General features: G+C 70.5%; 21 protein-coding genes. 16 read left to right on the top strand and 5 right to left on the bottom strand.

Annotation, left to right across the window (positions count from 1 at the left end):
* The first annotated feature begins 6 nt into the window (after positions 1-6).
* Entirely contained in the window at positions 7-1,335 is a 1,329-nt protein-coding gene (locus tag ACZ601_RS29575) for an LPXTG cell wall anchor domain-containing protein (RefSeq protein WP_469543675.1), read from the top strand.
* 249 nt (positions 1,336-1,584) lie between these two features.
* Complete coding sequence (locus ACZ601_RS29570) at positions 1,585-1,920, top strand: cupin domain-containing protein (protein ID WP_469543672.1); 336 nt, start codon at positions 1,585-1,587, stop codon at positions 1,918-1,920.
* Between the two features lie 91 nt (positions 1,921-2,011).
* Here the strand turns inward: ACZ601_RS29570 and ACZ601_RS29565 are convergent, their stop codons facing one another.
* From ACZ601_RS29565 to ACZ601_RS29555, 3 genes are all read right to left on the bottom strand, one after another.
* Positions 2,012-2,353 carry a hypothetical protein gene (locus tag ACZ601_RS29565; protein WP_469543670.1) on the bottom strand — a complete coding sequence of 114 codons (342 nt, stop codon included), beginning with the start codon at positions 2,351-2,353 and terminating at the stop codon, positions 2,012-2,014.
* Between the two features lie 301 nt (positions 2,354-2,654).
* A complete protein-coding gene (locus ACZ601_RS29560) occupies positions 2,655-2,849 on the bottom strand; it encodes a DUF397 domain-containing protein (protein ID WP_469543667.1) in 195 nt (64 codons plus the stop codon).
* 13 nt (positions 2,850-2,862) lie between these two features.
* Positions 2,863-3,714 (bottom strand): DUF5753 domain-containing protein, encoded by an 852-nt coding sequence (locus ACZ601_RS29555; protein ID WP_469543664.1) that lies wholly within the window; start codon positions 3,712-3,714, stop codon positions 2,863-2,865.
* A gap of 232 nt (positions 3,715-3,946) precedes the next feature.
* Here ACZ601_RS29555 and ACZ601_RS29550 point away from each other — a divergent pair, with 232 nt between their 5' ends.
* A complete protein-coding gene (locus tag ACZ601_RS29550) occupies positions 3,947-4,408 on the top strand; it encodes an ATP-binding protein (protein WP_469543661.1) in 462 nt (153 codons plus the stop codon).
* 223 nt (positions 4,409-4,631) lie between these two features.
* Entirely contained in the window at positions 4,632-5,729 is a 1,098-nt protein-coding gene (locus ACZ601_RS29545) for a cell wall protein (protein WP_469543658.1), read from the top strand.
* Between the two features lie 14 nt (positions 5,730-5,743).
* On the opposite strand, the gene ACZ601_RS29540 is transcribed toward ACZ601_RS29545, so the two are convergent.
* Positions 5,744-6,637, bottom strand: coding sequence for a phosphatidylinositol-specific phospholipase C (locus tag ACZ601_RS29540; RefSeq protein WP_469543655.1), 894 nt, complete (start codon positions 6,635-6,637; stop codon positions 5,744-5,746).
* Between the two features lie 278 nt (positions 6,638-6,915).
* Here ACZ601_RS29540 and ACZ601_RS29535 point away from each other — a divergent pair, with 278 nt between their 5' ends.
* Positions 6,916-7,200 (top strand): AbrB/MazE/SpoVT family DNA-binding domain-containing protein, encoded by a 285-nt coding sequence (locus ACZ601_RS29535; protein ID WP_440579362.1) that lies wholly within the window; start codon positions 6,916-6,918, stop codon positions 7,198-7,200.
* 427 nt (positions 7,201-7,627) lie between these two features.
* Here ACZ601_RS29535 and ACZ601_RS29530 read toward each other — a convergent pair whose 3' ends face one another.
* Positions 7,628-9,514 (bottom strand): bifunctional metallophosphatase/5'-nucleotidase, encoded by a 1,887-nt coding sequence (locus ACZ601_RS29530; protein ID WP_469543651.1) that lies wholly within the window; start codon positions 9,512-9,514, stop codon positions 7,628-7,630.
* 699 nt (positions 9,515-10,213) lie between these two features.
* Here ACZ601_RS29530 and mshD point away from each other — a divergent pair.
* The 11 genes from mshD (at position 10,214) to pstB (ending at position 21,975) form a co-directional block, all read left to right on the top strand.
* Entirely contained in the window at positions 10,214-11,152 is a 939-nt protein-coding gene (mshD, locus tag ACZ601_RS29525; protein WP_469543648.1) for a mycothiol synthase, read from the top strand.
* A gap of 110 nt (positions 11,153-11,262) precedes the next feature.
* On the top strand, positions 11,263-11,673 hold the full coding sequence (locus ACZ601_RS29520; RefSeq protein WP_440579352.1) for a GntR family transcriptional regulator: 411 nt from the start codon (positions 11,263-11,265) through the stop codon (positions 11,671-11,673).
* The gene (locus ACZ601_RS29515) at positions 11,670-12,572 is read left to right on the top strand and encodes an ABC transporter ATP-binding protein (protein WP_469543644.1); all 903 of its coding nucleotides are present in this window, start codon (positions 11,670-11,672) and stop codon (positions 12,570-12,572) included. The genes ACZ601_RS29520 and ACZ601_RS29515 overlap by 4 nt, the downstream gene beginning before the upstream one ends.
* On the top strand, positions 12,569-13,540 hold the full coding sequence (locus tag ACZ601_RS29510) for a hypothetical protein (RefSeq protein WP_469543641.1): 972 nt from the start codon (positions 12,569-12,571) through the stop codon (positions 13,538-13,540). Before ACZ601_RS29515 ends, ACZ601_RS29510 begins: the two co-directional genes overlap by 4 nt.
* Positions 13,541-13,794: 254 nt before the next feature.
* Positions 13,795-16,050 carry an RNA degradosome polyphosphate kinase gene (locus ACZ601_RS29505; RefSeq protein ID WP_469543634.1) on the top strand — a complete coding sequence of 752 codons (2,256 nt, stop codon included), beginning with the start codon at positions 13,795-13,797 and terminating at the stop codon, positions 16,048-16,050.
* Entirely contained in the window at positions 16,037-17,032 is a 996-nt protein-coding gene (locus tag ACZ601_RS29500; RefSeq protein ID WP_469543631.1) for a CHAD domain-containing protein, read from the top strand. The genes ACZ601_RS29505 and ACZ601_RS29500 overlap by 14 nt, the downstream gene beginning before the upstream one ends.
* A complete protein-coding gene (locus tag ACZ601_RS29495; protein WP_469543629.1) occupies positions 17,029-17,466 on the top strand; it encodes an NUDIX hydrolase in 438 nt (145 codons plus the stop codon). Before ACZ601_RS29500 ends, ACZ601_RS29495 begins: the two co-directional genes overlap by 4 nt.
* Positions 17,467-17,810: 344 nt before the next feature.
* The gene (pstS, locus tag ACZ601_RS29490) at positions 17,811-18,947 is read left to right on the top strand and encodes a phosphate ABC transporter substrate-binding protein PstS (RefSeq protein WP_440577425.1); all 1,137 of its coding nucleotides are present in this window, start codon (positions 17,811-17,813) and stop codon (positions 18,945-18,947) included.
* A gap of 152 nt (positions 18,948-19,099) precedes the next feature.
* The gene (gene pstC / locus ACZ601_RS29485) at positions 19,100-20,092 is read left to right on the top strand and encodes a phosphate ABC transporter permease subunit PstC (protein WP_469543625.1); all 993 of its coding nucleotides are present in this window, start codon (positions 19,100-19,102) and stop codon (positions 20,090-20,092) included.
* On the top strand, positions 20,089-21,171 hold the full coding sequence (gene pstA, locus ACZ601_RS29480) for a phosphate ABC transporter permease PstA (RefSeq protein WP_469543622.1): 1,083 nt from the start codon (positions 20,089-20,091) through the stop codon (positions 21,169-21,171). Before pstC ends, pstA begins: the two co-directional genes overlap by 4 nt.
* Positions 21,172-21,198: 27 nt before the next feature.
* A complete protein-coding gene (gene pstB, locus ACZ601_RS29475) occupies positions 21,199-21,975 on the top strand; it encodes a phosphate ABC transporter ATP-binding protein PstB (RefSeq protein WP_311304167.1) in 777 nt (258 codons plus the stop codon).
* The last annotated feature ends 4 nt before the right edge of the window (positions 21,976-21,979 follow it).

The raw sequence follows: 21,979 nt of genomic DNA, 5'->3' as shown, positions 1-21,979 counted from the left end.
GCTCATGTGAAGATTCGCCGCATTCTCGCCACTGCCGTGGCCGTCGCCGTGACCACACCCGCCGTACTGCTCTCCGTCACCCCCGCGTTCGCGGACGCCTCGCCGACGGCACAGACGCAGGCCAAGCCGACACTGGAAGAGCTCGAAAAGGCCGCGGCCGAGGCACAGGAGGCCTACGACAAGGCCCTCGCCGCGAAGACCGCCGCCTACCAGGTGGTGGAGGACGCGATGTCCGACACCGCCCCCCTCGCCGTGGCCGCCGACGTCGCCAAGAAGGCCGCGGACGACGCGGGCGCCGCCAAGACCGCTGCCGACCAGGCCGTCACCGACGCGAAGGCCGCCCTCGCCGCGCTGCCCGAGACGGCGACGGAGGAGGAGCGGACCGCGGCCCAGACCGCCGTCACCGGGGCCGAGGCCACCGCCGCGACCGCCGCCGCCGACAAGACCGCCGCCGACACGAAGGCCACCGCGGCCTACACGGCCCGCGACGACGCGAGGGTCGCCGCGCTCCGCGCCTACTCCGTGACGCAGAAGGCCCTGACGGAGGCCAAGGACGCCAAGACCACCGCCGACGACGCGCTGGCCAAGGCCCGGGAAGAAGAGGAGAACGGGAACCAGGACTGCGTGGGCGAGCCCGGTCTCACCACCGTCCTGACCGGCGTTCCGGACTCGATCACCGCCGGCACGACGACCTCCCTCTCCCTCCGGGTGAGCAACCGCTCGGGCAAGACCATGGACGACGTCACCGCCCTCGCCTTCACGCACGCCACCGACAAGAGCGGCCTCAAGGAGACCGACAAGCTTCTGCACCTGCAGTGGTCCACGGCGTCGTCCCCGAAGTGGCACAGCATCGGCGGCGACCACCTGATCGACGCCATCGGCCCGCTGAAGGACGGCGCCCACGCCGACATCAAGCTGCGCCTCACCATCGACGCGTCGGCCCCGGCCGGCAACGGCGCCGCCTTCGTGTCGGCCGACTACACCAACGAGAACGGCTCCTGCGGGGGCAACCCGGACATCGCCATGTACGACTTCGGGGTCCTCAAGGCCGCGAAGCCGAAGCCCGGCAAGACCGACCCCGGCACCACGGGTACGGGCACGACCGGCACCACGGGCACGGGCACCACGGGCACGGGCACCACCGGTGCCTCTGGCGGCTCCGGCCCGTCCGCACAGGGCACGGCGTCGAGCACCCCCGTGACCACCGGCGGCAGCCTCGCCTCCACCGGTTCCTCCGCCACCCCGCAGCTCGGCCTCCTGGGCGGCGCGGCCGTGGCGCTCGGCGCGGCGGCGATGTTCACCGTCCGCCGCCGCCGGACGGGTTCCCAGGTCTGATCAGGAAGTACCACGCACAGGGGTGGCAGGCCAGTCGGCCTGCCACCCCTGACCGCGTACGCCGGGGCTCCGGTGCCTCATCTTTCACCATCGTCACCGACGGGACGGAGCCTCCACGGATCGCTGCCGCCCGACCCCGCCGATCGGTGCCCAGACCGTCGCCCTCGGCTGGTGGCCCAGGGGGCTGCTTGAACCGGACCGGACAGATCAGGGGTGTTGGGGCGCCGCGCGCAGCACTAGGCTCGCGCCATGGAGATCATCGAGGGCGCCGGGATGTGGACGCGTCCCGGCGAAGCGGGCAACGACTGGGTTGAGCAGTTGCGGACGTCAGATCTGTCCGTGGGCACTTACTGCATCCCGGTCGGAGGGCTCGACACCCAGAGCCCTCACACAGAGGACGAGATCTACGTCGTCACATCCGGACGCGCCAAGATCATGACACCCGGCCGCACGGCCGACGTCGGCCCCGGGGCGGTGATCTTCGTACCGGCCGGTGAAGAGCACCGATTCGTCGACGTGACCGAGGACTTGGCGCTGCTCGTGGTGTTCGGTCCCGCCTTCGGGTCGCGCACGTCCGCGTCGTAAGCCGCCGGGTTCCGGGGTGCGCAGCCCTCCGCGCGTGAACGTACGGCTCCGGCGCCCATACGGATCCCTCCGATTACACCGGGCGCCGGGTTCAGCCGCCGATGTGGAGAACCAGCTCGGGACGTACGGTCCACTCGATCCACGTACCGCGATGACTGAGCGAGAACCCGCAGGGCTCGCCCCTGTGCAGGGCCCCGAGAGCGCCGATGCAGCCTCCGCCGTCGACCCAGCTCAGGGCCCGGTGCCGCTCCAGGGGCGGCAGCTCGGGGGCCAGCGAGCGTACGTCCACCCGGATCTGCCGGATCGCCTCGGCCGGCCTCGGGATGGACGTGCGGCGGATCTCGGTGATCTCGTCCGCCTCTATCGTCCGGAACGTGACCCGCTCGCATAAGAATCCTTGCGCGGCGGGGCTATCGGGTTCGAAATCGCTCAACACGTCGCCTCCTGACGCTCACCCACGGGCCCTCCCTGCTCGCAACCGGCGTGACGAGCGACGAGCAGAGAGGGCCCGTGACCCCTCAACTGGCGCAGAAGCCAAGGGAGTTGGCCGCCAGTGGAGTCATTCCGTGGCGGCACGTCATGAAGTTAGCGCGTGATGCGGTTCCGTATCAAGTATTTTACGTCTAACGAGTGAGACAAAGAGGCTGCCACACGCAGCAGGCAGCAGGCAGCAGAACGGGCGGCCCCCAGCCTGCGCCGGTGGGAGCCACCCGAGACGGACGAGACGCGATCAGCTATGCCAGATCATCGAACTCGCCAGCCTTCGCGCCACCCAGGAACGCCCGCAACTTCGCGCGGCTTGTACGAATGACCACGTCGGGGTTGTCGCTCTCACGCATCAGAATTTCGCCACCGACATCCGCCAACTCCAGGCAGTTGTTGCCCTCAGCACTTGACGACTTGGTGGACTTGCGCCACTGGATTTCCATGCTTCTCACGCCTTCATGCTTGTTGTGCGATTCTCCGAATGAAGTCTCTCGACTCCTGCGGGTCGAGAGACATGTTCTCGACCCGGTCCAACACAGCCCGGTAGTTCACAAGACGCGTCTCCGCGTCCAAGTACACCGGTCCGGTCGCCGTGTCCATCTGCACCGTGTCGAGCTGCGGGACTGGGCCGTGGACGTACTGAGTCGAGCCGCCCGTTTCCGGGAGGCCACCCGCCGCGAAGGGGATCGCCCTGATCGTGACATTGTCACGCTCCGACTCACTCAGCAGATAGCTGAGCTGCGCCCGCGCGATCTCCGGGCTGCCGTACACCATGCGCAAGGCCGCCTCATGAATCAGAAACGTGCATGCGGGCGGATTATCCCGGTCGAGCACATCGCGGCGCTTCAGGCGGTGCGAAAGCCAGCGGCGCCTGCGAGCCGGGCTCGGTTGCGGCACAGCCTGAGCGAACACAGCTCGTGCATAGTCCTCGCCCTGGAGCAAACCGGGCAGATTGACGATCTGCACGGACCTAATACCGACAGCGTGGTGCTCCAACTCAGCAAGGTCCAGCGCACCACTGGCCAGCTCGCCGCGATAGTCCTCCCACCAGCCCTTCACTCGCTCCTCAGCCATGGCGCGAAGCGCCGCAACGTAAACCTCGTCAGGACACCCGTAGCCATCGGCCCACGCACGCACCCGCTCGCCACTCACACCGAAGCGTCCGGACTCCGTATTGCTGATGGTCGTGCGATCCGTGCCGAGCAACGCCGCAGCCTCAGCAAGAGCAAGGCCCGCTTGCTGCCGCATCTTCCGCAGTTCAATCCCCACCCGGCACTGCCGTGCAGTGGGCGTCTTCCTCGGTGGCATCGACCCCTCCTCGTATCGGATCACAGTGTGACTGGCGTCCTCACGGTAATCCATTCGTTTACTAAGTAGTCCTAGAAGGTACGACATGTGCGACGCCGCGCTATCGTCGTTCCACACCGCGCTACACGTCGGCAGGTCTGATGTGCAGCCGCACAAGCGTGCGTTGAGGCATGCCCCAGCGGCGGCGGGCGGCGCGGACACCCGGAGAACAAGACCGTGTGGGGAGAACGACATGACCAATCGCGTCACAAAGCCCTTACCGATCAAACCCTTTGGCGGTGAGACGTACCGGCTCACCCTGCCGAGCACCGCCAGCGCGGCCAAGCTCGCGCGGGACTTCGTCACCTCACTGCTGGGCGTCAGCAGACTCCACGACCTGGTCGAAGACGCGCGGGTCTGCGTCACCGAAGTGGTCACCAACGCCCACCGGCACACCCCCACACCCCTGATCCGCGTCCACGTCGCGGTCAGCCACCAGCGGGTCACCGTCGCCGTCACGGACGACGGGCCCGTCGCTCCGCAACTCCTGCACGCACTACGCGCCGGTCCCGAACAGGACGGCGGGCGGGGCCTCCTGATCGTGGAGAGCCTCGCTCTCGCCTGGGGAGCGAACACCGCAGGCGAGCAGCACCCCGGACGCAAGGTCGTCTGGTTCGCGCTCGGGCGGCCCGTCCCGGACGACGGCCGGGCGTAAGCGCCCCGGCACCCACCACAAGCGGGGGCGGCGGGGCATCCGGCCCGCCGCCCCCGGTCTGCGCCTACCCAGACGGACCACCATGCGCCGCACCACCGGCGCGGCCTCGCGCCGCGCTCCTTCGCCATGCCCGCTTCCGGCATGGGCCCCCGTCCACCGCCGCTCGCAGGAGGTCGACTCGACCGCTGCCCGGCACACCCGGCCACGAGCATGGCTGCCCGCCGTGACGTGGTTGGTCGGCGCCGGGCTGCACCCGCGCGCGACAGAGACGACGCGGACCGTGGCCCGGGATCTCGCCGCGCGGATGGACTACCGGCTGGGGCTCGTCCTGTACGACCTCCAAGGCACCGCCACCCGGTGCGGGGTGTCGACGGCGACGGTGAAACGTCACGTCCGGGTGTTACGGGAGCTGGGCGCGCTGGCCTGGCACCGGCACGGCACGAAGAGGAACCTCCGGCTGCCGGGCCGCCCGTACACGGCCACGGCGACGATCTACGCGGCGACGGTCCCGGCCGCGTACGACGAGGCGATGGGACACCGGCTCACCGGCAGGGGGTACCGGGCCCGGGTCACCGGAGTAACGGACGAGGGGCGGGCGCTCGCCGCGAGGACCGCCGCCCGCCCGCATCCACACCCTGTGGACAACGAGGCCGCACGCGAAAGCGATTGGGCGCACCGTGCACCCCATTCTTCTGGGCGGCACCACAACGTATCTACGGCAGATCCGGACGGGTGCTTGAACTACACCTCGCGCACATGCGCGCCGCGCGCGAGGGCGGCTGCTCCCAGGAGGCCCCGGAACGACGGCAGCCGCTCGCGCCGGAGCCCGTGGCAGGTGGCCCGGGACATCCGGATCGCCCGGCAGGTGCGGCCGCTCGTCCGCTGGACCCAGCCCGAGGGCCTCCGCCGGCTGGCCTTCGCGCTGCGCCCGCTGATCGATCGGGGGCTGGAGGCCCACGACATCGCCGCCGAACTCATCGGCATGGCCGCCGGATGGCGCCCCGCCCGACCGGCCGCGTACGTCACCGCCGCGCTCGCCCGGGACCGGTGCGCCGAAACGGCCCGCCGGGCGGACGCGGGGCTCGCGGCGGACCCCGCCGCGCACCAGGAATGGCAGCGGTGGCTGAACAGCCGGCCGTCCGAGGAGCCGGCGCGTACCGAGGGCGACCGACGCCACGCCAGGCTCTACGCCTGGGACCGGTGGTACGAGGTCGCCGCCCACTACGACGACGATCCCGACGACGCCCTGGACCTCTATGGAACCCGGCTGTGCGCCTACGCCGTCAAGCGGGCCGCACACGCCACCGGTTCCCCGCCATGACCCGGAACGGCGGCTCAGGACGCCGGGTTGTGCCGGATCAGGGACTCCACCAGCCCGGACCGGGTCGCCGGGAAGTCCAGCGGGACGATGCCGAGGCCGGTCCAGCCGGACGCCTCCGAGCCGTCCAGGAACGACTGGACCTGCGGGTTGAGCCGGTCCGCGTTCGAGCGGACCGGAAGCAGAGCTGCGGTCGAGACGTAGTTCATGAAGAACTTGCCCGGCTGCTGAGCCGCCTTGCGGAACTGGGCCTCGATCTTCGGGTACTTGGCGAACGGCTCCGCCATGTAGTCGTCCTGGATGTCGAAGAGGTCCGGATCGGCGTAACGCACGCCCGGCAGGCCCCCGTTGTCCGCCAGCAGCACCACCTTGCCGCGCGCCTCCCCCAGCGCGGGCAGCGCGGAATCGATGCGGAACAGCGGCCGCCAGCCCCGGACGTCCAGGTAGTCGTCGAAGACCGCCCGGAACGCCGCGTCGCTCTCCTCCGAGTACTCCTGCTTGACCCGCATCAGTACCGTCTCGGTGGGCCGCGCGGCCAGGAAGTCCCAGCAGGCGCCCAGGACATCACCGAACATCAGGTTCTGGTACGAGGCTCCGTGGTGGATCGCGAAGGACCCGTCCGTGATCCGGCACCGTACGTCGAGGAAGCGCAGCCCGCTGTTCAGCTGTTCCGCGATCGTCGTGTTCTGGCACTCCGTCCAGGGCCCGCCGTAGCGGGCGCCGGAGTCGTGCGAGCCGGGGATGGTGAGCCGTCGCAGCTCCGTGGCGTCCGCGATGCCGCTCATCCAGTCCTGGTTGGTGAGGACTCTGCGGGCCGAGGCGCGGGCGGGGGCCGTGCCCAGGACCGCGGTGGCGGAAACGGCCAGTGCGCCGGCCAGGAAGTTCCGGCGGTTGGCTGTGTACGGGCTCATGCGGGGACGCCTCCGGGGTGCCGTGGGGGGTCAGCGTGGTAGTGGCGTACGGGTCGGGCCCATGGATTATGTCGGGTGCACGTCACGGCAGGAAGAGGTCGTCCCCGGACATCCGGACACCGGTGGACCCGTTCCGGACAGAGTCAGGCGAGCACCGCGAGCGGGCCGCCGACGCAGAGCCGAAAAAGAGCTTCACATTGTGAATTTCGCAGAGTGCGAATTTTTGATTCTACGTGATAGATTGGCGGGGATGGCGACAGAGGTAGGAGGTCATCACTTTGACGACGGCCACAGCCACACTGCGTACAAACGGGCAGGTCACCCTGCCCAAAGCGATTCGCACCGCCCTCGGGGTGCAGCAGGGCGACGAGCTTGAGTTCGAGATCACCAGCGCTGGCGAAGTGACGGTGCACGGGCTCACCAAGATCCGCTCCGACCAGGCCTGGTTCTGGACTCCGGAGTGGCAGGACGGGGAGCGTGGGGCCAGCGAGGACATCGCGGCCGGGCGCACCGCCGTCCACGAGGACGCGGACAGCATGTTCGCCCACCTCGACGAAGAATGACGTCCAGCACCGGGAGGCCCGATTGCCGACTTTCGAGACGACTGCCCACTTCAAGCGCGATTTCAAGTCTCTGAAGCCTGAGGAGCGAAAGCGCTTCGAAGACGTCATCCGGAAGAAGTTCGTCCCGGATGTGGAGCGAGGGCAGTTCCGACCCGGGCTCCGGGTCAAGCCGGTTCAGGGCATCTCCGTACCGCAGGGCGCACGCCCCGTCATGGAGATGACATGGGCGCCCGACGGCCGTGCCACCTGGCAGTACGGAGATGAGCTCCGTCCAGGTGAGACGCATGTCCTGTGGCGCCGAGTCGGGGGACACGAGATCTTCGTCCCTGGACCGGCCTGACAGGCCGGCGGCCCGCCACTTCCCGTGGCGGGCCGCCGGTCTTTCGGACCCTGTCCGGTCGGAGGGAGACTCCCTCGCGCGCCGGAGCTACTGAACGACCGTGATCCGGTCCGTCGCCGGCGGGGCCAGGGGCGCGGCGGCCGTGGAGTGCGCGGAAAGGTAGTCGTTGAACAGGTCCAGGTCGGAGGCGCCGACCAGCTTGTTGGTGCCCTCACCGAGGGCCGCGAAGCCGTCGCCGCCGCCCGCCAGGAACTCGTTCATCGCGACGCGGTAGGTCTTGGCGGGGTCGATCGCCTCGCCGTTCAACTTGATCGTGTCGGTGACCACCCGGTCCGCGCCCGACTTCGTCATGTCCAGCGTGTACGTGAGGCCCTTCGACACCTGAAGGATCTTCGGGCTGGCCTCGTTCGCGCCGCTGACCTGCTGCTGGAGGGCGCTGACGAGCTGCGCGCCGGTCAGGTCGAGGACGTTCATCATGTTGGTGAACGGCTGCACGGTGAACGACTCGCCGTACGTCACCACGCCGTCGCCCTCACTGCCCGACGCCTTGTACACCAGGTCCGCGCGGATGCCGCCCGGGTTCATGAAGGCGACGACCGCCCCGCCCTTGTCCGCCGGGGCCAGTCCCTCCAGTTGCGCGTCCGCGATCAGGTTGCCGAGCGGCTTCTCCGGGGCCGTGGAGCCTCGGCCGTTGATGTCGGCGGAGATGTAACCCTGCGGCCGGTTCGCGATCGGCGCCGCGAGGGTGTTCCAGCGCGCGATGAGGGCCGTCAGGTCGTTCGCCGGGGCCTGGTCCCGGTCCACGATGTGGTTCGCGGAGACCGGGTTGGCGGGCTTGGGACGCGGGTGGTGCTTCTGCGTCTTCGACCCCTTCACCGCCGTGCGCACGATGTCGTTGGTGCGGCGGTCGTAGGTGAGCGTCGTGTCCGTGTACAGCTTGCCGAACGACGAGGCCGAGGTGACCAGGCGCGGGTTGCCCGCCGGATCCGGGATGGTGCACACGTACGCCTGGTGGGTGTGGCCCGTCACCAGCGCGTCGACCTTCGGCGAGATGCCCTTGGCGATGTCGGTGATCGGCCCGGAGATGCCGTCACCGGCACCCGGGCTGTCGCAGTCGTAGTTGTACGACGAAGAGGCGGGGGCGCCGCCCTCGTGGATCAGCGCGACGATGGACTTGACGCCCTGCCGGTCCAGCTCCTTGGCGTACTTGTTGACCGTCTCGATCTCGTCGTGGAACTTCAGCCCCTTGACGCCGTTGGCCGTCACGATGTCCGGCGTGCCCTCCAGGGTCACTCCGATGAAGCCGACCTTCACGCCGTTCTTCTTCCACACCGTGTACGGCTTGAGGATCGGCTTGCCGGTCTTCTCGCTCGTCACGTTGGCGGCGAGGTAGGGGAAGTCGGCACCCTTGAACTTCTTGCCCTTCTCGTAGCACCCCTCGACCGGGTGGCAGCCGCCGTTCTGGAGGCGGGCCAGCTCCGTGGCGCCCTCGTCGAACTCGTGGTTGCCGACGCTCGTCACGTCGAGGTCGATCTTGTTGAGCGCCTCGATGGTCGGCTCGTCGTGGAAGAGCCCCGACAGCAGCGGGCTCGCGCCCACCATGTCGCCGCCGGCCGCGGTGATCGAGTACGGGTGGCCCTTGCGCGCGGTGCGCAGCGAGGAGGCGAGGTACTCCACGCCGCCGGCCGGTACGGCCTTCACCGTGCCGTCGGCCTGCGTCTCGTTGACCGTACCGGCCGAGCCGGCCGGCGGCTCCAGGTTGCCGTGCAGGTCGTTGAAGGACAGCAGTTGTACGTCCACGGTCCGGTCCGGCGCGTGATGGCCGTGGCCCTTGCCGTGCCCGTGCTCATGTCCGTGCCCGCGCTCCTGTGCGCCGGCCGGCATGGCCGCGACGAGCGCTCCGACGGTGGCAAGGCCGGCCGCGGCGGCGAGCACCCGCCGGGACGCGCGGTTCTTCTGCGGTGTCGCTGACATCGGTCCCCTTGTGAGTTCAGCGGAGGTCTGAGAGTGGTGACGAGTCTGGAGACTGCGTGCCGCAGCCTAGAGTCAACGCGCGTAGCGCGACAGGTGTTCGGGGTTACGAACTGGTTGCCGCGCGATCGGAACGGGGCCATTCACCCATATGGCGCCGCGCCTCGGGGCGCGGGGTTCCGTCCTCAATCGCCGGACGGGCTTGGGTGCGGGTGCTCCGCGTTGCGCGGGTGCGCCTGCCCCGGTGGGTGGGGGTTCGGGGTCCCTCCGGGGCGTCTCCTCAAACGACGAACGTGCGGCGGGTACGCATTGCGTACCCGGGTCTGTGTTCGTCGTTCTGCGGGGACTCCCCTGCACGCCCCCGAACCCGGCCGCCGTGCGTCTGCGACAGCACTCCGGCCGGTGTGCAGACGCGACTGGGCCTGGGGTGGGGACGTGCAGGGGAGTCCCCGCAGAAAATGGCGTACGACCCGGGTCCCTCACGTACCCGGGTGAACACGCCATTTTTGAGGAGACGCCCCGGAGGGGCACCGCCCCCCCACCACCGGGCAGGCGCACCCCGCACGAGCGGGCACCCGCACACGCGGGGGACCCGCACAAAAGCCCGTCCGGCGATTGAGGACGGAACCCCGCACCCCAAGGCGCGGCGCCAGGCCAGAGAACCCCGCCGCCCCCGCCCAAGGGCCACGTACGCTCGTACGCATGACGACTGACGTACCCCTCCCCGCCCCCGGCCGCGAGATCCGGACGCTCGACGCCCTCGACCCCGAGCAGGCGGAGGCCGTGTCCACGCTGCTCGCGGAGGCGGCCAGGTCCGATGGCCGGCAGGCCGTGTCCGAGCAGGGGCGGCTGCAGTTGCGCGGCGGGCACCGGGCAGGCGTGCGGCACTTCCTGCTGACCGCCGGGGGCGTGCTCGTCGGGTACGCGCAGCTGGAGGACACCGACCCCGTGGAGGCGCCGGCCGCCGAGCTGGTCGTGCACCCCTCGCACCGCGGGCACGGGCACGGGCGGGCGCTCGGGGCGGCGCTGCTGGCCGCCACCGGGAAGCGGCTGCGGGTGTGGGCGCACGGCGGCAGGTCCGGGGCGCGCCACCTCGCGCAGGTCCTCGGTCTCTCCCTCTTCCGCGAGCTGCGGCAACTGCGGCGCCCGTTGAGCCCGCTGAACATCGCGGAGCCGGTGCTGCCGCCGGGCGTCACCGTCCGCGCGTTCGTCCCCGGCCAGGACGACGCCGCCTGGCTGGCCGTGAACCGCGCCGCCTTCGCCCACCACCCCGAGCAGGGCTCGCTGACCCAGCGGGACCTCGACGACCGCAAGGCCGAGCCCTGGTTCGACCCGAAGGGCTTCTTCCTCGCGGAGCGCGCCACCGATGACGGCGGCGCCGAGCTGATCGGGTTCCACTGGACGAAGGTGCACGCGGAGGAGCAGCTCGGCGAGGTGTACGTCGTCGGCATCCGGCCCGACGCGCAGGGCGGCGGCCTGGGCAAGGCGCTCACCGCGATCGGGCTGCGCCACCTCGCCGCAGAGGGGCTGCCGACCGCGATGCTCTACGTCGACGCGGACAACACCGCGGCCGTGACGGTCTACGAGCGGATGGGCTTCACCACCCATGAGGTGGACCTGATGTACCGCACGGAGTCCTGAGCGGCCGCACGGAGTCCTGAGCGGCCACAAGCACCCCTGGGGCGGCGTCGTTTGACGCCGCCCCAGTTTTACGCCACCCTTTCACTACTCAATTAGTGAAAGGGGTGAACATGGCACAGCCCGCAGCAGTCGAGTACCGCATCGACCGGCGCAGCGGCATCGCCACGTACCTCCAGATCGTCCAGCAGACGAAGCAGGCCCTGCGCCTGAACCTGCTGAAGCCCGGCGACCGGCTGCCCACCGCACGCGAGGTCGTGGAGGCCACCGCCATCAACCCGAACACCGTGCTCAAGGCCTACCGCGAGCTGGAGCGCGAAGGGCTGGTCGAGGCGCGGCGCGGGCTCGGCACCTTCGTCACCCGCACCCTCGGCGGCGCGGCGGCCGCCGACGACGCCCCGCTGCGCGCCGAACTCGCCGACTGGGCCCGCCGGGCCCGCACGGCCGGACTGGACAAGGACGACGTGAACGCGCTCTTCACCGCCGTACTGAACAAGACCTTCGAGGGAGAACAGGCCGGATGACAGGCGCTGCGATCGAGGCCGAGGGCCTCGGCATGAAGTACCGGGGCAGGGGCGGGGGCTGGGCGCTGCGCGACTGCTCGTTCCGGCTGCCCGCCGGACGCGTATGCGCGCTCGTCGGTCCCAACGGTGCCGGGAAGTCGACCCTGTTGAGCCTGGCGGCGGGGTTCCTGCGGCCGGCCGAGGGCACCGTACGCGTACTGGGCACGACGCCCGGGGACGCCCGTGCCCGGATGGCGTTCGTGGCTCAGGACAAGCCGCTGTACCCGCAGTTGACGGTCAATGAGACGCTCTGGGCGGGCGCCGAGCTGAACCCCGACACCTGGGACCAGGGCGTCGCGGAGCGCATCACGGAGCCGCTGCCCGGCGACGCCAGGGTCCGCACCCTGTCCGGCGGCCAGCACACCCGGCTCGCCCTGGCCCTCGCCCTCGGCAAGCGGCCCGAACTGCTGCTCCTGGACGAGCCCATGGCCGACCTCGACCCGCTCGGCCGGCACCAGCTGATGGGCGCCCTGATGGCCGAGGCCGCCGAGCGCTCCACCACCATCGTGATGTCCTCGCACATCCTCGCCGAGCTGGAGGGCGCCTGCGACTACCTGCTGCTCGTCGACGGCGGCCGCGTCCGCCTCGGCGGCGAGACCGAAGAGCTGCTCACCGCGCACACCCTGCTCACCGGCCCGGCAGGGGACCTCGCCCCGCACACCGTCGTCGAGTCACGCACCACGGGACGGCGGCTGACCGCACTCGTCCGGAAGGAGGGCCCGGTGGACACCGCCGCCTGGGAGACCGCGGAACCGTCACTGGAGGAACTGCTGCTGGCACACCTGCGCTCCCCCGACGCGCCCCCGCTGCTCACGCCGAGCGCGGCGGCCGGAACCCGGGCGGCGGTGAGCGCGGCATGAGCACCCTCGCCCTGCGCGGACCGGCCCGCGTCGTCGTACTCCAGCACCGCCGCACCCTGTGGATCACCGGGGCGCTCGCGCTCACCGGGATCGTGCTGATGGGCGTGGCCTGGTGGGTGACGTCGGCCGCCGCCACCACCTTCGACGACACCGGCTGCTCGGTCCGGCACACGGTCCACGGCTGCGGCATCGCCGTCCGCCACTTCCTCAGCGTCGAGCTGTACTTCAACCACCTGCTCGGGTACGCGGGCGTCGCCATGATGGTGCTGCCCGCGGCGTTCGGCATGTTCGTCGCCGGGCCGATGATCGGCCGGGAGCTGGAGGACGGCACCTACCGGCTCTCCTGGAGCCAGTCCGTCAGCCCCGCCCGCTGGCTGACCGCGAAGCTCGCCGTGCCCGCCGTCCTCACCGTGGCCGGCGTCTCCGTGCTGTCCGCCGTCTACGGCTGGGCCTGGTCCCGGGCGCGCGGCACGAACTACCCGGTCCAGTGGTTCGAGCCGCAGGTGTACGGGGCGATGGGCCCCGCCCCGGTGGGCTACGCCCTGCTCTGCCTGGCCCTCGGCGCCCTCGCCGCGGTGCTGGTCAGGCGCACGCTGCCCGCGATGGCCGTCACGGCGGCCGCGTACGCCGTCGTGGTCGTGGTCATGAACGCCGTACGAGGCGGCCTGTGGCCGATGCGGACGGACACCACGGCCCTCGGGCGGGAGGTCCGGTACCCGTCGGCGGCCTCCGACGTCTCCGTCGGCTGGCTGACCGGCGGCGGCACCCGGCTGGGCGGCACCACCTGCTCCGGGGCCGACGACGTCGACGCGTGCATGGTCCGGCACGGCGCGGTCTCGCAGTACGTCGACTACCACCCGGCCGGGCACTTCTGGCCGCTCCAGCTGGTCGAGACCGGCATCCTGCTGGTCCTCGCGGCCGTCACCGTCGCCGTCACGTTCCGGGTGCTGCGCCGCAGCCACGGCTGAGCGGCCGCGAGGCCACCCGGTGGCCGTGTCCGGGGCCGCATCCGCCCCCCGGACACGGCCACACCGCTTCCTGCATGTCATGTCGCCGTTACCGGGCATTCAGACGCCCTTGCGACCCTCTCAGGATGCAGCCAGCTGTGCCGTCCCCCCGCAACGGGAGAATTCCCGGCAGAGAACGCGCCGACCGTGCGATCTCCGCGATCTCACCCCCCTCCGACGCGCCCCCGGAGCACTCCGCGCGGAAGAATGGGCCCATGAGCCAGCAGCCCAGCTCCGAGGTCCCGGTCCAGCCCGCCGCTCAGCCGTCCGTCGGCTCCCTCGCCGCCCACCGGCCGCACGCCGTCGCCGCCCCCGCGCACGCAGGCTCCACCCTGTCCACGGCGGCCGATCTGGACCCCGACATCGACGCCGACGCGGACGCGTACGAGCCCGATGTCGACGGGGACGAGCTGCCGCAGGGCCGGTTCCTGGACCGCGAACGCAGCTGGCTCGCATTCAACGAACGCGTTCTGGAACTGGCCGAGGACCCCTCGACCCCCCTCCTCGAACGGGCTAATTTCCTCGCCATCTTCGCCTCGAACCTGGACGAGTTCTTCATGGTCCGGGTGGCGGGCCTGAAACGCCGCATCGCGACGGGTGTCGCCACCCGTTCCGCGTCCGGGCTCCAGCCCCGCGAGGTCCTCGACCTGATCTGGACCCGCTCGCGCGAACTCATGGCCCGGCACGCCGCCTGCTACCAGCAGGACGTCGCCCCCGCCCTGTCCGACGAGGGCATCCAGCTGATCCGCTGGCCGGAGCTGACCGAGAAGGAGCAGGCCCGCCTGTTCACCTTCTTCCGGCAGCGCGTCTTCCCCGTACTGACCCCCCTGGCCGTCGACCCGGCGCACCCCTTCCCGTACATCTCCGGCCTCTCGCTCAACCTCGCCGTCGTCGTACGCAACCCGGTCAGCGGCCACCGCCACTTCGCCCGGGTCAAGGTCCCGCCGCTGCTGACCCGCTTCCTGGAGGCCTCCCCGCAGCGCTACGTCCCCATCGAGGACGTCATCGCCGCCCACCTGGAGGAGCTCTTCCCGGGCATGGAGGTGCTCGCGCACCACATGTTCCGGGTCACCAGGAACGAGGACCTGGAGGTCGAGGAGGACGACGCGGAGAACCTCCTCCAGGCCTTGGAGAAGGAGCTGATGCGGCGCCGCTTCGGCCCGCCGGTCCGGCTGGAGGTCGAGGAGTCCATCGACCCGTACGTGCTGGACCTGCTGGTCCGCGAGCTGAAGGTGTCCGACGCCGAGGTCTACCCGCTGCCCGGACCGCTCGACCTCACCGGGCTGTTCGGCATAGCGTCGCTGGACCGGCCCGAGCTGAAGTTCCCCAAGTTCATCGCGGGCACCCACCGCGACCTCGCCGAGGTGGAGTCCGCCTCCGCGCCCGACATCTTCGCCGCCCTGCGCGAACGCGATGTGCTGCTGCACCACCCGTACGACTCGTTCTCCACCTCCGTCCAGGCCTTCCTGGAACAGGCGGCGGGCGACCCGGACGTCCTCGCGATCAAGCAGACCCTGTACCGGACCTCGGGCGACTCCCCGATAGTGGACGCCCTCATCGACGCCGCCGAGTCCGGCAAGCAGGTCCTCGTACTCGTCGAGATCAAGGCCCGCTTCGACGAGCAGGCCAACATCAAGTGGGCGCGCAAGCTGGAGGAGGCGGGCTGCCACGTCGTCTACGGGCTCGTCGGCCTCAAGACGCACTGCAAGCTCTCGCTCGTCGTCCGCCAGGAGAGCGACACCCTGCGCCGCTACTCGCACGTCGGCACCGGCAACTACCACCCCAAGACGGCCCGGCTGTACGAGGACCTCGGCCTGCTCACCGCCGACCCGCAGGTCGGCGCGGACCTCTCCGACCTCTTCAACCGGCTCTCCGGCTACTCCCGCCGCGAGACCTACCGCCGGCTGCTGGTCGCCCCCAAGTCGCTGCGCGACGGACTGATCGCCCGGATCGACAAGGAGATCGCGCACCAGCGGGCCGGCCGCCCCGCCTACGTACGCATCAAGGTCAACTCGATGGTCGACGAAGCGATCATCGACGCCTGCTACCGGGCCGCGCAGGCAGGCGTCCCGGTCGACATCTGGGTACGCGGCATCTGCGCGATCCGCCCCGGCGTCACCGGCCTTTCGGAGAACATCCGGGTCCGCTCGATACTCGGCCGCTTCCTCGAACACTCCCGGGTGTTCTCCTTCGGCAACGGCGGCGAACCCGAAGTCTGGTTCGGCAGCGCCGACATGATGCACCGCAACCTCGACCGCCGCATCGAGGCCCTCGTCAGGGTCACCGACCCCGCCCACCGGGCCGCGCTCAGCCGCCTCCTGGAGACGGGCATGGCCGACACCACCTCCTCCTGGCACCTGGGTCCCGACGGGAACTGGACCCGGCACGCCACGGACGCGGAGGGCCGGCCGCTGCGGCACGTACAGGAAATGCTCATTGACGCCCGGAGGCGCCGGCGTGCGACGCCCTGACCACCAGACCCAGACGGACGTGACCGCGGGGGCGGTGCTCGCACCGTATCTCCGGGCGCAGGCAGCGGACTTCCTGCGGAGTCTGCGCCTGCACCGCGAGAACAGTGCCCCCACGGACGCCGGTCCGCAGGCCGCGGAGCAGGCCGCCGCCGCGCTGCGCCGCTCGTCCCGCCGGATCGGCGGCACCCTGCACACCTTCCGCGCCGGGCTCGACCCGCTCTGGGCCGAGCAGCTGCGCACCGAACTGGCCTGGCTGTCCGGCACCCTGGCCCGCGAGCACGCGTACGCGGACCGGCTGAACCGGCTCCTGGACGCACTGCACGGACTGTCCGGGACGCCCCTGCCGGCGGCCCGCACCTCTTCCGGTGACGGCGCCACGAACTCCACGAAGGCGCGCGCCGGCCTCGGCGTCGGTGCGGCGCGCGCCGGCGCACTGCTGGAACGGCAGCTGACCCTCGCCCGGACCCGCGCGCACTCCGCCGCACTCCAGGCCCTCGGCTCCTCCCGCTTCCACGCGGTGGCCGACGCCGTCGCGCTGCTCGCCTCCGAGGTCCCGCTCGCTCCTGCGGCCTCCGCACCCGCCGCCGAGCTGCTGGCCGAGCCCGCGGACCGGGCCGAACAGCGACTGCTCGGCGCGGTGGCCGCCCTCGCCTCCGGCACCGCGGCCGAGCCGTACAACGAGGCGCAGGACGCGAACTGGCACCGGACCCGGCTGCTGCTGCGCCTGCACCGGTACGCCCACGAGGTGGTGCGCGGCGCCCCGGAGCCGGTCCTGGCCGGCCCGGTCCACGCCCTCGATCTGCACCGGGACGCGGCGGAGGCGGCCGCAGCGGCGGCCTCTGCCGCCCGTACGCCGCGGATCGCACCGGCGACCGCGTACGCCCTGGGCGTGCTGCACGCCGACCAGCGCCACGAGGTGGCGGCGGCACGGGCGGTGTTCCGGGAGACCTGGCCGTACGCGGCGGCCGTGACCGCACGGTGAACGGCACGGTCCGGGCGGCGGGGTGCGTGCTCTGGCGCCGCCCGGCCCCGGCCGCCGATATAGGCACGCCCGCCGTCGGCGTCGAGCTCTGTCTCGTACACAGGCCGCGATACGACGACTGGTCCTTCCCCAAGGGCAAGCTGAAGCGCGGCGAGTCCCCGAGGGACGCGGCGCTGCGCGAGGTACTGGAGGAGACGGGTCACCACTGCGTGCCGGGCGCCGTGCTGCCCATGGTCCGGTACGTCGCGAACGGGCGCCCGAAGGAGGTCACCTACTGGTCCGCCGAGGCGACCGCGGGCTCCTTCGTGCCGAACCGGGAGGTTGACGCCGTGCTGTGGCTCCCGCCGGAGGCCGCCCGCGCCCGCCTGACCCAGCCGCGCGACCGCGCCCTGCTGGACACGGCCCGGTCCCTGCGCACCCTGCCGAACGCGTAACCCGGCAACCCCGGCCCGTCCGGCGTTCGAGGACGGAACCCGTGCCCGGGTCCGGGCCGCCCTCGCGTGAGCCGGGCCCCGAGGCGCCACCGGGCTACCCGCCACGCGGAACCCGGCTCCCCGACGTGCCACCACCCTCCCCGCCACGCGGAACCGGGCCGCCCCGCACGGTTCACCCTCCGTTCACTCACCCCCGCAAACCGCTTCACCTGTTCTGCCTAATTTCGGCAGTACACGGTGCGAGGCACAGACCGCACCGGCAATGACTTCCGCACGACCCACCACCTCGCACGCCGTCGTAGAACGAGATCAACCGCGGCGGCTCCTGGAAGGAACACCCGAAAGTGAAGCTTCAGCGCAAGAACCGGCTTCGTGCCACCGCGCTCGGTGCCCTCGCCGTCTCCGGCGCCCTGGTCCTCACGGCGTGCGGTTCGGACAACAACAGCGGCGGCGACACCGGCGGCAGCGGCGGCAAGACGAAGGCCGCCTCGAACGTCAAGTGCGACGGCGCCAAGGGCCAGCTGCGCGCCTCCGGCTCCAGCGCCCAGAAGAACGCCATGGACCTGTGGGTCAAGGACTACATGGCCGCCTGTTCCGGCGTGGAGATCAACTACAACTCCTCCTCTTCCGGCGAGGGCATCGTCGCCTTCAACCAGGGCACCGTCGGCTTCGCCGGCTCCGACTCGGCGCTGAAGCCCGAGGAGGTCGCCGACTCGAAGAAGATCTGCAAGACCGGCCAGGGCATCAACCTCCCGATGGTCGGCGGCCCGATCGCGGTCGGCTTCCACCTCGAAGGTGTCGACAGCCTGACGCTGGACGCCCCCACCCTCGCCAAGATCTTCGACACGAAGATCAAGAAGTGGAACGACGAGGCGATCGCCAAGCTCAACCCCGGCGCCAAGCTCCCGGACAAGGCCATCCAGCCCTTCCACCGCTCCGAGGACTCCGGCACCACCCAGAACCTGGGCAAGTACCTCGCCGCCACCGCCCCGAGCGACTGGAAGTACGAGGCCGAGAAGAAGTGGCCGGCCCCCGGTGGCCAGGCCGCGTCCGGCTCCTCCGGCGTCGCCACCCAGGTGAAGGCGGTCGACGGGGCGATCGGCTACTTCGAGCTCTCCTACGCCGCCTCGCAGAAGATCACCACGGTCGACATCAACACCGGCGGCGCCACCCCGGTCAAGGCCTCCTCGGAGAACGCCTCCAAGGCCATCGCCGCCGCCAAGGTCACGGGCACCGGCAAGGACCTGGCCCTCGACCTCGACTACACCACCAAGGCCGAGGGCGCCTACCCGCTGGTCCTGGTGACGTACGAGGTCGTCTGCGACACCGGCAACAAGGCCGACACCCTCGGCACCGTCAAGTCCTTCCTGACCTACACCGCCTCCACCGAGGGCCAGCAGCTCCTCACCGAGGCCGGCTACGCCCCGATCCCCGAGGCGATCAACACCAAGGTCCGCGAGACGGTCGCCGGCCTCTCGTAACCCGGCCGCACCCCACGCAAGACGCAACCCAGATGTAGACGCAACAGGCGGCCGGTCCGGCACACCCCTCCGGACCGGCGGCCACCACCACCCCCATCCGGTGCACCGCCGCCAGGGGAGCCCTCCGCTCCCCCACACAGACCGGAAAGACCATGGCTTCCACCACACAGACAGAGACACCACCGGCCCGGCCGGGCGGGCGATCCCGCCCCCGGCCGGCCGGGCGCCTCGGCGACCGGATATTCCTGGGACTGTCACAGGGCTCCGGCATCCTGCTGCTCGTGCTCATGGCGTCGATCGCCGTGTTCCTCAGCTACCGCGCCGCCCTCGCCATCTCCAAGGACGAAGGCAACTTCTTCACCACCTTCGACTGGAACCCGGCAGGCAGTCCCCCCGTCTTCGGCATCGCCGTCCTGCTCTTCGGGACCGTCGTCAGCTCGATCATCGCGATGGTCATCGCGGTTCCGATCGCTGTCGGCATCGCCCTCTTCATCTCGCACTACGCGCCGCGCAAGCTGGCAGGACCGATCGCGTACGTCGTCGATCTGCTCGCCGCGGTGCCCAGCATCGTCTACGGCATCTGGGGCGCGCTCGTCCTGGTGCCGTACCTGGAAGGCCTGAACCTCTGGCTCGACCAGTTCTTCGGCTGGACGTACGTCTTCGAGAAGACCGAGGTCGGCGTCGCCCGCTCGCTCTTCACCGTCGGCATCCTGCTCGCGATCATGATCCTGCCGATCGTGACCAGCGTCAGCCGCGAGGTCTTCCTCCAGGTCCCGAAGATGAACGAGGAAGCCGCGCTCGCGCTCGGCGCCACCCGCTGGGAGGTCATCCGCCTCTCGGTGCTGCCCTTCGGCCGCTCCGGCGTGATCTCCGCGTCGATGCTGGGCCTGGGCCGGGCACTCGGCGAGACGATGGCCGTCGCCACGGTGCTGTCGCCGAACTTCCTCATCTCGCTGCACGTGCTCAACCCGGGCGGCGGGACGTTCGCCCAGAACATCGCCGCGAAGTTCGGCGAGGCCGACGCGTTCGGGCGGGACGCCCTGATCGCCTCCGGCCTGGTCCTCTTCGTCCTCACCCTGCTGGTCAACGGCGCCGCGCGGCTCATCATCGCCCGCCGCAAGGAGTACTCGGGGGCCAACGCATGAGCCACGCATCCACCAGCGTCCAGGACCGGCAGACGCCGATACCGCCCGCACGGCACAACAGCCTCAGCAGCCGCACGCTGCCCCGCCTGGCACCGCTCGGCTTCGCCGCCGTCTCGATCGCCCTGGGCGTCGGCATCGGAGCGGCCGCCGGCTGGCACAGCCGCGTCCAGTGGGGCCTGGTCTCCGCGCTGCTCTTCCTGGTGATCTCGTACGTCGCGACCAGCGTCGTGGAGAACCGGCGACAGGCCAAGGACCGGCTCGCCACCAGCCTGGTGTGGGTCTGCTTCCTGATCGCCGTCGTCCCGCTGGCCTCGCTGCTCTGGACGACCGTCAGCCGAGGCTCCGGACGCCTGGACATCTACTTCCTGACCCACTCGATGGCCGGTGTGCTCGGCTCAGAGGACAGCGGCGGTGTCTACCACGCGCTGATCGGCACGCTGGAACAGGTCGGCATCGCCACGGTGATCTCCGCCCCGCTCGGCCTGCTCACCGCGGTCTACCTGGTGGAGTACGGCAAGGGCCCGCTCGCCAGGGCCGTCACCTTCTTCGTCGACGTGATGACCGGCATCCCGTCCATCGTGGCCGGCCTGTTCATCCTCTCGATCATGCTGATCGCGGGTCTCGAACCCTCCGGCCTGATGGGCGCGCTGGCCCTGACGATCCTGATGATCCCGGTCGTGGTCCGCTCCACGGAGGAGATGCTCAAGCTCGTACCGAACGAGCTCCGCGAGGCCTCCCTCGCCCTCGGCATCCCGAAGTGGCGCACCATCCTGAAGGTGGTCCTGCCGACCGCGATCGGCGGCATCGCCACCGGCGTCATGCTCGCCATCGCCCGGATCGCCGGCGAGACCGCCCCGATCATCCTGCTGGTCTTCGGCAGCCAGCTGATCAACCCGAACCCCTTCGAAGGCGCCCAGTCCTCGCTGCCGTTCTACATCTACGAGCAGTACAAGATCGGTGAGACCGCGTCGTACGACCGCGCCTGGGCCGCCGCCCTGGTCCTGATCGCCTTCGTCATGATCCTCAATCTGGTGGCCCGCGGCATCGCCCGCTGGAAGGCCCCGAAGACCGGCCGCTAGGTCCGGCGGAAAGCAGCAGTGATTCAGATGGCCAAGCGCATAGACATCAGCGGACTGTCGGCCTACTACGGCAGCCACAAGGCGATCGACGACATCTCCATGACCGTGGAACCCCGCTCGGTGACCGCCTTCATCGGCCCGTCCGGCTGCGGAAAGTCCACCTTCCTGCGCACCCTGAACCGGATGCACGAGGTCACCCCCGGGGGCCGCGTCGAGGGCAAGGTGCTGCTGGACGACGAGAACCTGTACGGGGCGAACGTCGACCCGGTCACCGTGCGCCGCACGGTCGGCATGGTCTTCCAGCGCCCGAACCCGTTCCCCACCATGTCGATCTTCGACAACGTCGCGGCGGGCCTGCGGCTGAACGGCAACTACCGCAAGAGCGCCCTGAACGACATCGTGGAGAAGTCGCTGCGCGGCGCGAACCTCTGGAACGAGGTCAAGGACCGGCTCAACAAGCCCGGCTCCGGTCTCTCCGGCGGCCAGCAGCAGCGGCTGTGCATCGCCCGCGCCATCGCGGTCGAGCCGGACGTGCTGCTGATGGACGAGCCCTGCTCCGCCCTCGACCCGATCTCCACGCTCGCCATCGAGGACCTGATCGGCGAGCTGAAGGAGCGCTTCACGATCGTCATCGTGACGCACAACATGCAGCAGGCGGCCCGGGTCTCGGACCGCACGGCGTTCTTCAACCTCGCGGCGGTCGGCATGCCCGGCAAGCTGATCGAGATAGACGAGACGGAACGGATCTTCTCCAACCCGTCGGTCCAGGCCACGGAGGACTACATCTCCGGCCGCTTCGGCTGAGCCG

It is taken from the genome of Streptomyces sp. NPDC104307, assembly GCF_055584045.1.
The sequence above is the reverse complement of the archived record's forward strand: the minus strand, read 5'-3'. Positions and strand labels throughout refer to the sequence as shown.

Coding starts and splice junctions, on each gene's coding strand:
- ACZ601_RS29570 (WP_469543672.1), top strand. CDS start 1,585: ATGGAGATCATCGAGGGCGCCGGGATGTGGACGCGTCCCGGCGAAGCG.
- ACZ601_RS29560 (WP_469543667.1), bottom strand. CDS start 2,849: ATGGAAATCCAGTGGCGCAAGTCCACCAAGTCGTCAAGTGCTGAGGGC.
- ACZ601_RS29555 (WP_469543664.1), bottom strand. CDS start 3,714: ATGCCACCGAGGAAGACGCCCACTGCACGGCAGTGCCGGGTGGGGATT.
- ACZ601_RS29550 (WP_469543661.1), top strand. CDS start 3,947: ATGACCAATCGCGTCACAAAGCCCTTACCGATCAAACCCTTTGGCGGT.
- ACZ601_RS29540 (WP_469543655.1), bottom strand. CDS start 6,637: ATGAGCCCGTACACAGCCAACCGCCGGAACTTCCTGGCCGGCGCACTG.
- ACZ601_RS29530 (WP_469543651.1), bottom strand. CDS start 9,514: ATGTCAGCGACACCGCAGAAGAACCGCGCGTCCCGGCGGGTGCTCGCC.
- mshD (WP_469543648.1), top strand. CDS start 10,214: ATGACGACTGACGTACCCCTCCCCGCCCCCGGCCGCGAGATCCGGACG.
- ACZ601_RS29520 (WP_440579352.1), top strand. CDS start 11,263: ATGGCACAGCCCGCAGCAGTCGAGTACCGCATCGACCGGCGCAGCGGC.
- ACZ601_RS29515 (WP_469543644.1), top strand. CDS start 11,670: ATGACAGGCGCTGCGATCGAGGCCGAGGGCCTCGGCATGAAGTACCGG.
- ACZ601_RS29510 (WP_469543641.1), top strand. CDS start 12,569: ATGAGCACCCTCGCCCTGCGCGGACCGGCCCGCGTCGTCGTACTCCAG.
- ACZ601_RS29505 (WP_469543634.1), top strand. CDS start 13,795: ATGAGCCAGCAGCCCAGCTCCGAGGTCCCGGTCCAGCCCGCCGCTCAG.
- pstC (WP_469543625.1), top strand. CDS start 19,100: ATGGCTTCCACCACACAGACAGAGACACCACCGGCCCGGCCGGGCGGG.
- pstA (WP_469543622.1), top strand. CDS start 20,089: ATGAGCCACGCATCCACCAGCGTCCAGGACCGGCAGACGCCGATACCG.
- pstB (WP_311304167.1), top strand. CDS start 21,199: ATGGCCAAGCGCATAGACATCAGCGGACTGTCGGCCTACTACGGCAGC.